Consider the following 11854-nt stretch of genomic DNA (forward strand, 5'->3'; position numbering starts at 1 on the left):
TGGTAGTCGGCCGCCGCCGCGGGGAAGACGGCTACCGTGACAGGGTGCGCGCCCAGCTTCCCGCTCCCCTGCTCGACGGCCTGATGACGGTGGCCCTCGTGGCCCTCACCGTCGCCAACGTCGCCGCCCGCCCGGGCGCGGGATGGGTCGTCTACGCGCTCGGGATCCTGACGGTCGCCCCATTGGTCCTGCGTCAGGTCGCCCCGGTCGTCGTCATGGTGCTGATCGCGGGCGCGGTGACCGCGTACTCCGTCCTGGAATCCGCGGAGCTGCCCAACGCGGGCCTCGGCCTGCTGCTCGCGCTGTTCACCGTCGGCGCCATGCGCTCCACAGTGCTCGCCGGGGCGATGTGGCTGCTGTCCGCTTTCTGCTTCGTCCCTTCGTTCCTGATCCCGTCCGGCGACCTGACGCTGGCCAAGCTGATCGAAACCACCGTGGTGCTGCTCGGCGCCTGGGTGCTCGGGGAAAGCACCAAGCGCTGGGTGCGACGAGTTCAGTACGAGGCGGAAAACGCGCGCCGCGCCGCGGCCGACGAACGCGTCCGGATCGCGCGGGAGCTGCACGACGTCGTCGCGCACCACATGTCGGTGATCTCGCTGCAGGCCGGACTGGCGAGCTACGTGTTCGACAGCGACCGGCCGACGGCCCGGGCGGCCGTCACCACCGTCGAGGAGACCAGCCGGGAAGCGCTGCTGGAGATGCGGCGGCTGCTGGACGTCCTGCGGCTCGACGACGAAGACGACCAGGTCGGCCTCTCACCGCAACCGGGCCTCGAGGAGGTCCAGGGGCTCGTCGAGCGTGTGCGGGCGGCGGGCCTTTCCGTCGACCTGGTGGTGACCGGCCGGCCGAGACCCGTGCCTCCCGGAGTCGCGATCTCCGCCTACCGGATCGTGCAGGAGTCGCTGACCAACGTCATCAAGCACGCGGGCCGGGCGTCGGCACGCGTGGAGATCGCCTACCGCGGCCGCTTCCTCGACGTCAGGATCGCGGACGACGGCGCGGGTTCCCGAGTCGAAAGTGGACCGTCGTCGTACGGCATCCACGGGATGCGCGAGCGCACCGACCTCTACGGCGGTACGTTCGAAGCGGGACCACTGCCCGGCGGTGGCTTCGCTGTCGTGGCGTGCTTGCCGATCGAGGAGAGGGCATGACGATCCGGGTCCTGGTCGCCGACGACCAGCCGCTGGTCCGGGCGGGACTCATCTCGCTGCTCAACGCCGCACCGGGGATCGACGTCGTGGCCGACGCGGCGAACGGCGTCGACGCGGTGTCCCTGACCACCACCAGCCGGCCGGACGTCATCCTCATGGACGTCCGGATGCCCGGCCTGGACGGGATCTCCGCGACCCGGCAGATCCTGGGCCGGGACGACGAGCGGCCACCGCGGATCATCATCCTCACCACCTTCGACGTCTCGGAGTACGTCTACACGTCGCTGCGCGAGGGAGCCGCCGGCTTCCTGCTCAAGGACACGCCCGCGGACCGGATCATCGCCGCCGTCTACTCCGTCGCGGCCGGCGACGTCCTGCTCTCGCCCCGGATCACGCGCCGCCTGATCGAAACCTTCGCCCGGCACCACCAGCCGTCGAAGTACCGGGGCGACCACCTGGCCGCGTTGACGAGCCGGGAGACGGAGGTGCTGCACCTCGTGGGCCACGGGCTCAGCAACACCGAAATCGCGGAACGGCTCACCCTCAGCGCGGAGACGGTGAAGACACACGTCAAGAGGATCATGGGAAAGCTGGAGCTGAGCAGCCGGGCCCAGGCCGTGGTGGCGGCTTACGAGTCCGGCCTGGTCGTGCCTTCGACGGACTGATGGGCATGGGCCGCCCCTCGGACCGTCCACAGTGCACTTGAACGCCAGGGCCGGGTCCGGCCTCAGCGTTCCGGGTCCTGCGCCGCCAGTCGTGCGCGGACCTTGTCGCCGATGGCGGTCAGCGCTTCGAGTTCGGCCTTCGTGAGGTGGTCGACAACCACCTCACGGATGTCCGTGACGTGCTGGGGTGCCGCCGCCTCGATCAGCTCGGTGCCTTCGGCGGTGATGGCGATGCTCCAGCCGCGCTGGTCCGTTTCGCACCGTTCGCGGCGCACCAGGCCGCGTTTCTCCATCCGGGTCAGGTGCTGGGACAGGCGGCTCTTCTCCCAGCGCAGCAGCCGGCCCAGTTCGAACGCCCGCAGCGGCTCCGCGGCCTCCGACAGGTGGGCCAGCACCTGGTAGTCCGCATGGGACAGACCACACCGGTGGCGGAGCTGCCGGTCGATGAACTCCGCCAGCCCCTCCTGCATCGCCATCAGGCTGCGCCAGGCCTGCTCTTCCCGGTCGTCCAGCCACCGCACCTCGGTCATGACCGCCACTCTACCCATCTGGTTGACACGTTAACAACTTGCGGCGTAGGTTCTGGTTAACACGTTAACCAGATGGACAGGGAGGCAGCATGAACATCGCGAACGTCTCGGGACGGCTCCATCTCGTCCGTGACGGGCGGGTGCTCGACGTCGGCAAGGCGAGCGACGGCCGGTTCTCACCGGAGCCGGGTGAGGCCTACGCCCGGTGGCCGGAGCTGACCGCGTGGGCCGCGGAACAACGGGACGACGCGTTCACCGACGCGCTCGACGTCGCCGACCTGGGCGCCCCCGTCCCCGCGCCGCGGCAGGTGTTCGCGCTCGGCACCAACTACCGCACGCACGCGGCGGAGGTCGGCTGGCCCGTCCCGGAGACCCCCATGGTGTTCACCAAGTTCCCGAGCTCCGTCACCGGCCCTGTCGCGCAGGTCGGGATCACCGGGCCCCGGGTGGACTGGGAGGTGGAGCTGGTCGTGGTGATCGGCACCGGCGGCCACCGGATCGCCGAAGCCGACGCGTGGCAGGCGATCGCCGGCTTCACCGTGGGACAGGACATCTCCGACCGCGACGTCCAGCTGCGGCCGGAGTCGACCCCGCAGCTCGGGCTGGGCAAGTCGTTCCCGGGCTTCTCCCCCATCGGGCCGGTCGTCGCCGACCTCGACGAGGTGGGCGATCCGCACGATCTCGGCCTGCGGTGCCGGGTGAACGGCGAACTGGTGCAGGACGGCCGCACCGACGACCTCGTCTTCACCATCCCGCAGCTGGTCGCTTACCTCTCCGACGTCGTCACGCTGCTGCCCGGCGACCTCGTCTTCACCGGCACCCCGTCCGGTGTCGGGATCGCCCGCCGCCCGCCCCGGTTCCTCGCCCCGGGCGACGTGGTGCACAGCGAGATAGACCGGATCGGCGAGCTGACGACGACCTTCGTCGAGCGAGAGGTGCGTGCCTGATGCCGAACCCCCGCAAGCGCCGCCCCATCATCGCGCCGAAGCTGCACCACGCCACCTTCCTCACCCTCAAGCTCGACAAAATGGTGTCCTGGTACGAGCTGGTCTGCGGCCTGACCCCGGTGCACTACAGCGACGGCGCCGCCTGGCTGACCAACGACGAGGCCAACCACCGGATCGCGCTGATCGCGCACCCGAAGACGAAGAAGCCGGTCGGCAAACCGACCAGCGCCGGGCTGCACCACACCGCGTTCGAGTACGCCGGATTCGACGAGTGGCTCGACAACTACGTGCGCCTCAAGGACGAGGGCGTCCTCCCGTTCATGGGCCTCGACCACGGCATGACCATGTCGATGTACTACGCGGATCCCGAAGGCAACGGCGTGGAGATCCAGGTCGACGTGTTCGGCGACTGGCACGCCTCCACGGAGTGGATGTGGGCCTCGCGCGAGTTCGCCGAGAACTACACGGGCATCTTCTTCGACCCGGACAAGCTGGTCGAGGCGCGTGAGCAAGGCGTTGCGAAAGACGAGATCCACGCGGGTGCCCGCGCGGGCAAGTACGTCCCGGAGAACCCGCCCGCCGACATCCTCCTGCCGGAGGTGTACTGACGTGAAGTTCGGGATGATCGGAGCCGGGACGCTGTCCCAGGCCATCGCCAGTCACCCGCTCAAGGCCGGCCACGACGTGATCTTCAGCAACAGCCGGGGGCCAGACACTCTCGCCGAACTGGTCGAACGGCTCGGCCGCGGCGCCTCGGCCGGCACCATCGCCGACGCGGGCGAAGCCGATTTCGTCGTCCTGGCCGTGACGTGGAGCCGGGTCCGCGAGGCGCTGGACCTGCTGCCGTCGCGGCCGGGCCGGATCCTGATCGACGCGACCAACCAGTGGGCGGCCCCGCCGCCCGCCGCCGTCCCCGACGTCCTGGACGTCGGCGGCAGCGAACTGGTCGCGTCCCTGGTGCCGGACACCCGCGTGATCAAGGCGTTCAACAACCTCTTCGGCCCGGTCATCGCGGCCGACCCGGTCACTCCGGCGGGCCACCGGGTGCTCTTCCACGCCGGTGACGACGCGGACGCGAAGTCCGCTTTCCGCGCGGTGGCCGAGGACTTCGGCTTCGCGCCGGTGGACCTCGGCCCGCTGAGGATGGGCCGGCTCATGCAGGTCGACGGCCCGCTGACCGGGCTGCACGCGGTCCGCGAGGACGTACCGCACCCGGTCGGCCTGTCCTGAAACCCTTCGCACGAAAGGAATCCACGATGAACGCCGCCCTCAAGCCGCTGGACCCGGAAGGCCGGCACGCGCTGTTCACCGGCGCCCGGACCGCGAACACCTTCGCGGACACGCCCGTGAGCGACGCGGAGCTGTCGGAGATCTGGGAACTCGCCAAGTGGGCCCCGACGTCCGCCAACACCCAGCCCCTGCGCGTCCTGTTCGTCCGCCCCGGTGAGGGCCGGGACCGGCTCGTCAACCACATGAACGACGGGAACCGGGCGAAGACCGAGTCCGCGCCCGCGGTGGCCGTGCTCGCGATGGACACGCGGTTCCACGAGCACATCCCGGCGCTGCTGCCCTACAAGCCGGAGCTGAAGGACGTGTTCGCGGCGGACGAGACCAAGCGCGACGAGACCGGGACGTTCAACGCGATCCTGCAAGCCGGGTACTTCATCCTCGCGATCCGCGCGGTCGGGCTCGCGGCCGGGCCGATGGCCGGGTTCGACGCGGCCGGTCTGGACGCCGAGTTCTTCCCGGACGGGCGGTTCCGCTCGATCCTGGTCGTCAACATCGGGCACCCCGGCGAGAACCCGTGGTTCGCCCGGCTGCCGCGGCTACACCACGACGACGCGCTGCACTGGGTCTGACACGACGGACCGCACACTACCTGCTCGACCTCGGCGAAGGGAACGACGATGACGGATGACCTGACGTTCGATCCGGACGGCGACGGCCGGACCCTCGAGGATCTGCTCCCGGACCTGCGGCACGTCCAGCTGTACCTGATCCGGATGGCGTTCCCCGAGCCGGTCGCGTCGCCGATCGACCACCTGCGGCCGCACCTGCGGGACCACGCCCTGTGGCTGCGGGACCAGGAGCGGACCGGCACGCTCTTCCTGTCCGGCCCCAACCGGTGCGACGAGGAGTGGGACGGCAGCGGCACGGCGATCATCCGCGCCGGCTCCCTGGACCACGCCCGCGAGATCGCCGCCACCGAACCGTTCCACCGCAAGGGCGTGCGCGTGAACACGGTCCACGGATGGCAGCTCAGCGAAGGGGCGCTGCGGCTGAGCGTGAACCTGTTCGACAACCGGTTCGACCTCAGCTGATCCAGTCGGGCTTGCCCCCCGCCGCGTTCGACGTGACACCCGCGGACTCCGGATATTCAGGGGAGTTCGCCCGTCCCATCTCGACGAAACTCAGGTGGCGGACCGACACGGCGGCCGGAGCCGGCTGGCTCTGGCCGCCGGGCACCGCGCCGGTGTGCGAGCCAGGGAACCCGTCAGGCGCTCGCCAAGGAGCCCGCCTTCCAGGCGTGCGGCGCCACCGCGTCCTCCAGCGGGGGCCAGGCGAGGTTGGCCGTGTAGTTCGTCATCGCCGAGATCGCCACCGCGGTGATCACCTCGAACACCTGCTCTTCGGTGAAACCCGCCGCCTTGAACGCGATCACCGCCGCGTCTTCGACGTGGCCCCCCTTCTCGATCAGGGACTGGGTGAACGTGGACAGTGCCGCCATCCGCGGGTTCTCCGGCACCTTGCCCTGGCGGATCGCTTCCACCACGGCCGGTTCGACACCGTCCTGAAGGGACTCGAGCGTGTGGAACGCGACGGCCCACTCGCTGCGGTTGGCGACGGCGTTGGACAGCAGCAGGACCTGGCGCTCGTCCGGCCCGAAGGTGCCGCCGCCCCGGAAGTGGCCGAAGGCGGAGAAGAAGGTGTTGATCAGCGCGGGTGAATTCGCCATGAGACCGGCCCCGGCGGGCACGAACCCGAATGCGCCCTCGAGAACCTCGAGCGGCTCCTTCGCGGCGTCGGCGGCGGTGTCTGCGGTGTGGATCTGGTAACTGGTCATGCTTCGAGTCTGCGGCAGCCGCCGCGCCGAACCAATTCCCCCGGAGGTAAACATCGCCGATTTCCTTGCCTCCGTTCAGATGACTCCCGAGCGCACCAGGGAAGCCACCAGCTGGTACCGGTTGCGCAGTCCCAGCCTGGTCGTCATGTTCTGGATCTGGTGCTTGACCGTGCGCTCCGAGTACCGCAGCTCGGCGGAGATCGAGCCGGTGGTCTTGCCCTCGGCGAGCAACCGCGCGATCTCGATCTCCCGCGAATCGAAGCTCAGGGAGGTGCTGGACCCGGCGAGTACGTCGTACGGGTCCAGGGAAACCGCACGGCCGGTCCGGGCCGCCAGAACCACGTCGCCGAGCGAGCCGACGGCCTCGTGCGGCAGGACGGTGACCACACCACACGCGGTGAGGTCCTTGAGGTTCTTGCCGAAGTACGTCCCGGCGACCAGCACCACCGGCGCGCTCAGCCGATCCGGGCGAGCGCGCAACGAATCGAGCGTCCGGTGGTCCGCCCGCCCGGTGGCGTAGACGAATACCTCGGCGTGGTCGTGGCGTTCCGCCGGCAGGACGGCCACTTTCGGCTCCGCCGCCAGGAGAACGGACAGTCCGGCGAGCCGGATCGGATCGGACGCCAGGGGCGCGACGCGGGCAGGGATCATCGCCGGTCACCTGGTCCGCTCGGCCGGCGTCGCGTCGAGGCTGTGGACACCCGAGTAGCCATTGTCCGTCACCCCTCGTCATTGCTGCCCGTTCGATCCCGGGCGCCATCGAGGGGCAAGGTAGCGGCAAGGAGGTGGTTACCCGCAAGGACCGGTGGTTCCCGAAAGGAAGCATCGAGGCCAGACCCGCCCCCTAGGCGGTGAAGACCTGCTTGCTCAGCAGGACGTCGACCTTCTGGACGTGCGCCGGCGCCGCGAGGATGTCGTTCATCCGCTCGAGGTCGCGGAAGATGTCGCCCCCGCCGCCGTCGACGTGCGCCTGCCGGCCGGCGATGTCCGGGAACACCTCGAAGATCGCGAAGGTGGTCGGCGAGTGCTGCACCCCGTACCAGGGGCCGGTCGCCGGCTCACCCTCGACGTGCCCGAGGATGTCGGCGAGCATCTGCCGCACTTCGGCGACCTTGTCCGGCTTGGCCTCGATCAGGATGTAGAACGCCTTCACGCCGTCCGGCCCGTCTTCGCCGGTCATCACGACACCCTTGTGCTGCGTCACAGGAAATCTCCTTTCCCTCCGGGTCAACGATACTTCCTCAACCCGCGCTCAGCGTAAGTCCCGGAAGAAGGCCCGCATGTCTTCCGCCACCAGGCGGGGCTCTTCCCATTCCAAGAAGTGCCCGCCCCGCTCGACCGCGGTCCAGCGATCGACCCGTGAGAACCGTTCGACCCACTCGCGCGGCGTCGGGAACATGTCCTTCGAGGACATGAGGTGGGCGGTGGGCACGCTCCACCCGGCGTCCTGCCGGTAGTCGGACTCGCCGTAGAGCCGCACCGACGAACCAATCGTCTGCGTGAACCAGTAGACACTGATGTTCGTCAGCAGCTGGTCCTTGGTGAACCGGCGTTCGACGTCACCGTCGCAGTCGCTCCACCGGCGGAACTTCTCCACGATCCAGGCCGCGAGCCCCGCGGGAGAGTCGTTGAGCGACGCGGCCAGCGTCTGCGGCTTCGTGGCCTGGATCGCGCCGTAGCCCACCTCGGCGGCCCGCCACCGCTCGACGTCGTCGATGTACCGGCTGATCGCGGGACCGGGGTCGGCCGGCGGGTTGTCGGCACGGGGCGTCGTCCCGCTGAGGTGGATGCCGGCGACGGCCCGCGGGTACCGGATCGCCAGCGCTTCCGCGACGCTCGCGCCGAAGTCACTGCCCCGGACCGCGTACCGCTCGTAGCCGAGCACCCGGGTCATCAGGTCGTGGAAGACCTGCGCCATGCGCGTTTCGGTCATCCCGGGTTGCGCGGACGCCTCCGAGAACGCAAAGCCGGGCAGTGATCCGACAACAACGTCGAAAGCGTCGGTGAGCAGCGGCAGCAGATCGAGCATCTGCACGAACGAGCCGGGCCACCCGTGCAGGACCAGCACCGGCAAGGCGCCGTCGGCGGCAGCCCGCTGGTGTACATAGTGGACACGCAGCCCGTCGGCCACGCTCCGGAACTGCGGGTACGCGTTCAGCCACCGCTCTTCCCGCCGCCAGTCGAACTCCTCGGCCCAGTACTCGACGAGCTCGCGCAGGTACGCGGGATCGGTGCCGTACCGCCACCCGGCCCCCTCGATCGGATCGGGCCAGCGGGTGCGGCGCAACCGGTGGCGCAGATCCGCCAGCTCCTCGTCGGGGATCGCGATGCGGAACGACTCTTCACGCACTGGGTTCACCGAACCGACGGTAGATCGGCATCCCGGCCTCCGCAAACGTGAGCGAGATCGGCTCTTGGTTCCCGACGGGAAGCAAGAGCCGATCAGCGGCTGTCAGTTCGTGGCGCTGAGGATGGCGTCGGCCACCACACCGGGGTGCACCAGCGGGACGGCGTGGGTGGAGTCGACCTCCACGACCGTGGACCCGGCCCGCTCGGCCATCCACCGCTGGGCCTCGGTGGGGATGGAACTGTCCTGAGTGGACACCACCGCCCACGAGGGCAGCGTGTGCCAGCTGGCGGCCTTCGCGAAGCTGCCTTCCAGGGTGACCGGGTTGAACGGCTTCTGCGCGGCGGCGAGGATCTTCTGGTCACGCTCACCGGCGTCACCGGCGTAGACCTCGCCGAACTTGTCCGGGCGGAGGTAGATCTCCGCGCCGCCGGGGTACTCCCGCACGACCAGGTTGTCCGGGATGAGCAGGCTGCCCGGGAACTTCCCGTTCAGCGCGCCCGCCGTCTCCCCCGCGTCCTGCTGGAACGCGGTGACGAACACCAGCGACCGGACGTCGGCGGTCAGCGCGTCCGGAGCCGAGATCACCGACCCGGCGTAGGAGTGCGCGGCAACCACGAGCGGGCCGTCGAGGGTGCTCAGGAACTGCTTGAGGTAGGCGACGTCCCCGTCGAAGTCACGCATGGGCAGGGACGGCGCGATGACGGGATGACCCGCGTCCTGCAGGCGCACGGAAACCCGGCGCCACACGGAGGCATCGGTCAGGGCGCCGTGGACGAGGACGACGGTCGGCTGGTTCATGGGTTCGCTCTCCTGAAGTCGGATCGGTACCGCACCGAGTCTCGCCTCCGGGGGCCTCCGCAGACAGTGGCAGTCCTGCCGACTATCGCAACGTTCCCGCCAACCCGGCGTCCGTCAGACGCGGTCGAAGGTGAACGACTTCCGGTGCTCGCGGGGCGAGACGTTCGTCGCGCGCCGGAACTGCACCCTCAGGTTGGTCGCCGTGCCGAAGCCGACCCGGCGCGCGATGTCCTCGACGGAGAACTCCGAGCTCTCCAGGAGCTCCTTGGCCCGGGCGATGCGCTGGTCGCGCAGCCAGGTCAACGGCGGAAGGCCGATCTTCTCCCGGAACCGCCGGTGGAACGTCCGTTCCGACATGGCGAACCGGCCGGCGACGTCCTTCACCGTCAGGTTCTGCTCCAGCGACACGAGCATCCACTGCTGAGCACGGGCGATCACGTCGTCACCCGGCGGGACGACCGTCTTCTCCACGAACTGCTGCTGCCCGTCCGCCGGGCGCGGTGCCATCACAATCCGCCGCGCGACGTGCCGCGCGGCCGCCGCCCCCAGGTCGAGGTTCAGCAGGTGCAGGCACAGATCCACCCCGGCGGTGACCCCACCCGAGGTGAGGACCGACCCGGTGCCGGCCACGAGCACCGACTGGTCGACCGTGACCGCGGGAAACCGCTCGGCGAGCTCCGCGCACAACGACCAGTGGGTCGTCACGGTCAGCCCGTCGAGCACCCCGGCGCGCGCCAGTGCGAACGCGCCGGAGCAGATGGACACCATCCGGACACCCCGCCGGTGCGCGCTCGCCAGCGCCCGCACGAGCGAACCGGGCAGCTCCCGATCCACCGCGTCGGCGTAACCCGGCACGACGATCGTGTCCGCCCGGCGCAGCAGCTCCAGCCCGCCGTCCGGAACCACCTGGGTCCCGCCGGCCACCGGCACCGCACCCCCGCCGACCGTCACGGTCACCAGGTTGTAGGCCTCCGACGCCTCCCGGCCGAAGACGTGGACCGGGATCGCGTAATCGAGCGGCAGAACGTCCTCGAGCAGGACGACCACCATCCGGTGTCGAGTCATGGCAGCATCCTACCGGTGTGCGGCACTACTGCCAGGACCAGTTGGCGGTGGCGCGGCCCGGGGGCGTCGCGAGGTCTGGTGAGCATCGACGAGTCCCGGGACGACGTACCGCCCGGTCGTCACGTCGACGAGCGTCACGCCTGATAAGCCGCCAAACAGGTCACAAACTACCGCGGCCCGTGTCCGCGGCAAGCCGAGGCCGCGCCGTTTCGGTCGTGACCGGCGGCGACAGGCGCAGGCCGGCGCGAAGCACTCCGGCGTCGTGGACCAGCGCCGACAGGGCGTCGGGATCGAAGCCCGCGCGGTTGACGTAGCCGTGCAGCTGCCCGCCGTGGCACCGGAAGACCACCGCCACCCCGGCGTCCTCGAGTTTCTGCGCGTAGGCCTCGCCTTCGTCACGGAGGAGGTCGAACCCGCAGGTCGCGATGTACGTCGGCGGCAGGCCGCCCACGCTGTCGTCGTGGAGCACCGACGCCCGGGGATCGGTGTAGTCCGCGGGGTCGGTGAGGTACCTGGTGCGGTACCACTGCCACTCGTCCCGGTCGAGCCGGAAGCCCGAGGCGAACTTCCGGTGCGACGCCGACCCGCCGAGCGCGTCGGTGGCCGGCGCGATCAGCAGTGTGAAGGCGGGGAGCGGACCTTCACCCCGGGTCGCGGCGTGGCTGACCACGGCCGCGAGGTTGGCACCGCTGCTGTCACCTCCGACCGCGAGCCGGGCCCGGTCCACGCCGAACTCGTCGGCGTGCTCGGCGATGTGCCGGAAGGCCGCGACGGCATCCTGCGGCGCGGCGGGGAACGGGTGCTCGGGAGCCAGCCGGTAGTTCACGGAGATGACCTGAACCCCGGACTCCTTGGCCAGGACGCGGCAGGCTCCGTCGTGGGTGTCGACGCTCCCGAGCACGAAACCCCCGCCGTGGAAGTACACCAGCGACGGCGCCGGGGCCGTGCACCCACCGGGCTCGTAGATCCTGGCCCGGAGCGGACCGCCGGGCCCGGGAACGACCACGTCACGGGTTGCGACGTCCGCTCCGGCCGTCGCCCCGGCGAGCACCCCCGCTCGGTCCAGCTCCCGGCGCACCTTGCCGATGCTGCCGCCGCGATGGGGTTCGTCGAACGGGGCCCACCTCGCCACCCGCGTGAGCACCTGCGCGGAGAGCGCGAGCCTGCGCCCGTCGACTTCGACCGGCCGGCCGGCGATCGCCCGCTGCACCGGCCGCGGCAACCCGAGCAGCAGCCGCACGCCGGTCATGACCGCCCAGACGGACGCAGACTCTCGCTTCACCT

The 11854-nt window shown here is 70.2% G+C and carries 15 protein-coding genes; 7 read left to right on the forward strand and 8 right to left on the reverse strand.

The window, feature by feature from the left end:
- The first annotated feature begins 44 nt into the window (after nt 1–44).
- Nucleotides 45–1151, forward strand: coding sequence for a sensor histidine kinase (locus VA596_RS22345; RefSeq protein ID WP_323329778.1), 1107 nt, complete (start codon nt 45–47; stop codon nt 1149–1151).
- Nucleotides 1148–1816 carry a response regulator transcription factor gene (locus VA596_RS22350; protein WP_323329779.1) on the forward strand — a complete coding sequence of 223 codons (669 nt, stop codon included), beginning with the start codon at nt 1148–1150 and terminating at the stop codon, nt 1814–1816. Before VA596_RS22345 ends, VA596_RS22350 begins: the two co-directional genes overlap by 4 nt.
- Nucleotides 1817–1878: 62 nt before the next feature.
- On the opposite strand, the gene VA596_RS22355 is transcribed toward VA596_RS22350, so the two are convergent.
- On the reverse strand, nt 1879–2346 hold the full coding sequence (locus VA596_RS22355; protein WP_323329780.1) for a MarR family winged helix-turn-helix transcriptional regulator: 468 nt from the start codon (nt 2344–2346) through the stop codon (nt 1879–1881).
- Nucleotides 2347–2435: 89 nt separating this feature from the next.
- On the opposite strand from VA596_RS22355, the gene VA596_RS22360 reads away from it, so the two are divergent.
- The 5 genes from VA596_RS22360 to VA596_RS22380 are packed head-to-tail and all read left to right on the forward strand — an operon-like array spanning nt 2436 to nt 5614.
- Nucleotides 2436–3293 carry a fumarylacetoacetate hydrolase family protein gene (locus VA596_RS22360; protein ID WP_323329781.1) on the forward strand — a complete coding sequence of 286 codons (858 nt, stop codon included), beginning with the start codon at nt 2436–2438 and terminating at the stop codon, nt 3291–3293.
- The gene (locus tag VA596_RS22365) at nt 3293–3901 is read left to right on the forward strand and encodes a VOC family protein (protein ID WP_323329782.1); all 609 of its coding nucleotides are present in this window, start codon (nt 3293–3295) and stop codon (nt 3899–3901) included. Before VA596_RS22360 ends, VA596_RS22365 begins: the two co-directional genes overlap by 1 nt.
- A 1-nt stretch (nt 3902) precedes the next feature.
- On the forward strand, nt 3903–4523 hold the full coding sequence (locus VA596_RS22370) for an NADPH-dependent F420 reductase (RefSeq protein ID WP_323329783.1): 621 nt from the start codon (nt 3903–3905) through the stop codon (nt 4521–4523).
- A 26-nt stretch (nt 4524–4549) separates the two neighbouring features.
- A complete protein-coding gene (locus VA596_RS22375) occupies nt 4550–5152 on the forward strand; it encodes a malonic semialdehyde reductase (protein ID WP_323329784.1) in 603 nt (200 codons plus the stop codon).
- Between the two features lie 48 nt (nt 5153–5200).
- The gene (locus tag VA596_RS22380; protein WP_323329785.1) at nt 5201–5614 is read left to right on the forward strand and encodes a YciI family protein; all 414 of its coding nucleotides are present in this window, start codon (nt 5201–5203) and stop codon (nt 5612–5614) included.
- Nucleotides 5615–5787: 173 nt separating this feature from the next.
- On the opposite strand, the gene VA596_RS22385 is transcribed toward VA596_RS22380, so the two are convergent.
- From VA596_RS22385 to VA596_RS22415, 7 genes are all read right to left on the reverse strand, one after another.
- Nucleotides 5788–6357 (reverse strand): carboxymuconolactone decarboxylase family protein, encoded by a 570-nt coding sequence (locus VA596_RS22385; protein ID WP_323329786.1) that lies wholly within the window; start codon nt 6355–6357, stop codon nt 5788–5790.
- A 75-nt stretch (nt 6358–6432) separates the two neighbouring features.
- Complete coding sequence (locus VA596_RS22390) at nt 6433–7008, reverse strand: helix-turn-helix transcriptional regulator (protein ID WP_323329787.1); 576 nt, start codon at nt 7006–7008, stop codon at nt 6433–6435.
- Between the two features lie 193 nt (nt 7009–7201).
- A complete protein-coding gene (locus tag VA596_RS22395; RefSeq protein WP_323329788.1) occupies nt 7202–7561 on the reverse strand; it encodes a putative quinol monooxygenase in 360 nt (119 codons plus the stop codon).
- Nucleotides 7562–7609: 48 nt separating this feature from the next.
- Entirely contained in the window at nt 7610–8716 is a 1107-nt protein-coding gene (locus VA596_RS22400; RefSeq protein WP_323329789.1) for an epoxide hydrolase family protein, read from the reverse strand.
- A gap of 93 nt (nt 8717–8809) precedes the next feature.
- On the reverse strand, nt 8810–9505 hold the full coding sequence (locus VA596_RS22405; protein ID WP_323329790.1) for an alpha/beta fold hydrolase: 696 nt from the start codon (nt 9503–9505) through the stop codon (nt 8810–8812).
- A 114-nt stretch (nt 9506–9619) separates the two neighbouring features.
- Entirely contained in the window at nt 9620–10570 is a 951-nt protein-coding gene (locus VA596_RS22410; protein WP_323329791.1) for a GlxA family transcriptional regulator, read from the reverse strand.
- A 160-nt stretch (nt 10571–10730) separates the two neighbouring features.
- Complete coding sequence (locus VA596_RS22415; RefSeq protein ID WP_323329792.1) at nt 10731–11852, reverse strand: alpha/beta hydrolase; 1122 nt, start codon at nt 11850–11852, stop codon at nt 10731–10733.
- Between the last annotated feature and the right edge of the window lie 2 nt (nt 11853–11854).

This window comes from Amycolatopsis heterodermiae, assembly GCF_034929455.1.
Lineage (GTDB): Bacteria > Actinomycetota > Actinomycetes > Mycobacteriales > Pseudonocardiaceae > Amycolatopsis > Amycolatopsis heterodermiae.

What these genes read in the sequence shown, in the direction of transcription:
- VA596_RS22350 (WP_323329779.1), top strand. Translation starts at nt 1,148, where the DNA reads ATGACGATCCGGGTCCTGGTCGCCGACGACCAGCCGCTGGTCCGGGCG.
- VA596_RS22375 (WP_323329784.1), top strand. Translation starts at nt 4,550, where the DNA reads ATGAACGCCGCCCTCAAGCCGCTGGACCCGGAAGGCCGGCACGCGCTG.
- VA596_RS22385 (WP_323329786.1), bottom strand. Translation starts at nt 6,357, where the DNA reads ATGACCAGTTACCAGATCCACACCGCAGACACCGCCGCCGACGCCGCG.
- VA596_RS22390 (WP_323329787.1), bottom strand. Translation starts at nt 7,008, where the DNA reads ATGATCCCTGCCCGCGTCGCGCCCCTGGCGTCCGATCCGATCCGGCTC.
- VA596_RS22380 (WP_323329785.1), top strand. Translation starts at nt 5,201, where the DNA reads ATGACGGATGACCTGACGTTCGATCCGGACGGCGACGGCCGGACCCTC.
- VA596_RS22360 (WP_323329781.1), top strand. Translation starts at nt 2,436, where the DNA reads ATGAACATCGCGAACGTCTCGGGACGGCTCCATCTCGTCCGTGACGGG.
- VA596_RS22365 (WP_323329782.1), top strand. Translation starts at nt 3,293, where the DNA reads ATGCCGAACCCCCGCAAGCGCCGCCCCATCATCGCGCCGAAGCTGCAC.
- VA596_RS22405 (WP_323329790.1), bottom strand. Translation starts at nt 9,505, where the DNA reads ATGAACCAGCCGACCGTCGTCCTCGTCCACGGCGCCCTGACCGATGCC.
- VA596_RS22410 (WP_323329791.1), bottom strand. Translation starts at nt 10,570, where the DNA reads ATGACTCGACACCGGATGGTGGTCGTCCTGCTCGAGGACGTTCTGCCG.
- VA596_RS22355 (WP_323329780.1), bottom strand. Translation starts at nt 2,346, where the DNA reads ATGACCGAGGTGCGGTGGCTGGACGACCGGGAAGAGCAGGCCTGGCGC.